Source organism: Eggerthella sp. (assembly GCF_048329335.1).
Classification (GTDB): domain Bacteria; phylum Actinomycetota; class Coriobacteriia; order Coriobacteriales; family Eggerthellaceae; genus Eggerthella; species Eggerthella lenta.
This window is the reverse complement of record NZ_DBFEGU010000477.1, coordinates 1-1,550: the sequence shown is the minus strand read 5'-3', so window position 1 is coordinate 1,550 and position 1,550 is coordinate 1. Positions and strand designations below refer to the sequence as shown.

General features: G+C 64.4%; 2 protein-coding genes and 1 pseudogene. 2 read left to right on the top strand and 1 reads right to left on the bottom strand.

Going from position 1 to position 1,550, the window contains the following annotated elements:
• Positions 1-285, bottom strand: a 285-nt coding sequence (locus ACMO6A_RS14835) for an ArsR/SmtB family transcription factor (protein WP_418471474.1), incomplete at its 3' end; no start/stop codon positions are given.
• 174 nt (positions 286-459) lie between these two features.
• On the opposite strand from ACMO6A_RS14835, the gene ACMO6A_RS14830 reads away from it, so the two are divergent.
• Both ACMO6A_RS14830 and ACMO6A_RS14825 read left to right on the top strand, forming a co-directional pair.
• Positions 460-1,203 (top strand): 4Fe-4S binding protein, encoded by a 744-nt coding sequence (locus ACMO6A_RS14830; protein WP_009306955.1) that lies wholly within the window; start codon positions 460-462, stop codon positions 1,201-1,203.
• Between the two features lie 80 nt (positions 1,204-1,283).
• Positions 1,284-1,550, top strand: a pseudogene (locus ACMO6A_RS14825) (hypothetical protein); the annotation flags it as partial.

Here is a 1,550-nt window from a genome sequence, read left to right as displayed (position 1 = left end):
CGTGCGCAGCTGGTGCGAGACGGCGCTTTGCGTGGCGGCGATAAGCTCGGCGAGGTCGGCGACGCACAGCTCCTGGCCCATGAGCGCGTACAGCATCTTGATGCGCGTCGTGTCGCCGAACACCTTGAACAGGTCGGCGAGGTCGTACAGCAGCTCCTCGTCGGGCATGCACTCGGGGCTCGGCACGCCCGCATGCTCGGCGCTGCCGCACGAGCAGCCGTTGTCGTGCGCGTTCTGAGCGTCTTCGCTTCCGGGTGCCGCTTCGGTAATCTTGTCTGGCTTCATTCCGTCAACCTCTCAACATATGATCAACTGTTCATAAGTATACGGACAACAAGGTTCGTGTCAAGGGGCCGAAGGGGAAATTCCCGCTTGTTGTATTTCCAACGCAGCGCGCTGTCGAGCCATGCTATGCTCCCGGACGATAGCGAAGAGGACGACTTGTTTCGGGAGGAATCTATGCTGCGGAAGATCATCGAGATCGACGAAACGGCCTGCAACGGCTGCGGCCTGTGCGTCGCGGCGTGCCATGAGGGCGCCATCGGCCTGGTGGAGGGCAAGGCGCGCCTGCTGCGCGACGACTATTGCGACGGGTTGGGCGACTGTCTGCCCGCGTGCCCGACCGGCGCCATCTCGTTCGTGGAGCGCGAGGCGGCAGCCTACGACGAGGCTGCGGTCAAGGCTCGAACGGCGCAGGAGAATTCGGTCGCACGCCTGTCGGGCGGCTGTCCCGGATCGCTCTCGCGCTTCTTCGCGTCCGAAGATCCTGAGGCGAAGCCCGCCCGGCCTTCCGCTTCCGCCCCCGTCGCCGAACCGGTTTGCGAAGAAACGCCCTCCCAGCTTTCGCAGTGGCCGGTGGAGATCAAGCTCGCGCCCGTGCAGGCGCCGTATTTCGCGGGCGCGCACGTGCTGATCGCCGCAGACTGTACGGCGTTCGCCTACGCCGACTTCCATCGCGGCTTCATGCGCGGGCGCATCACTCTTATCGGCTGCCCCAAGCTCGACGGCGTCGACTACAGCCAGAAGCTCGAAGCCCTGTTCGCCTCCAACGACATCGCGTCGGTCACCGTGGCGCGCATGGAGGTGCCGTGCTGCGGCGGCCTGGAACATGCGGCGCGCGCCGCGCTCGAGCGCAGCGGCAAGAACGTGCCGTTCGAGGTGGCGGTGATCTCGACGAAGGGCGCGCTGCTGGAGCGCCGCTAGCGAGCGAAGCCGCGATTCGCCGGGGGACGCGGTCGGCCGAAGATCTTCCGCCGACGCAGCCCTCCGTACAGATGTTTCACGTGAAATATCTGTTCGGACAAGCTCCTTCGCCTTCGGCTGTAATGGTTTGCGGGTTGTCTTTCGTTGCGCGAGAGCGGTCGTTTGTTCGTCGAGGCTTGACCGCTTCGGAAGCGCGCGTTCACACTGGTCGCAAGGCTTTGCGCTTTTGCCGCGGCCGGGACGCATACCCTCGAACCAAAGGATCAAACATGGAGACCATCGAAGAATTGTTCCGGAAGGTGTTGGACGACGAAGACCTGAGGGCTTCGTTCGGGCAGGCGCTGGAG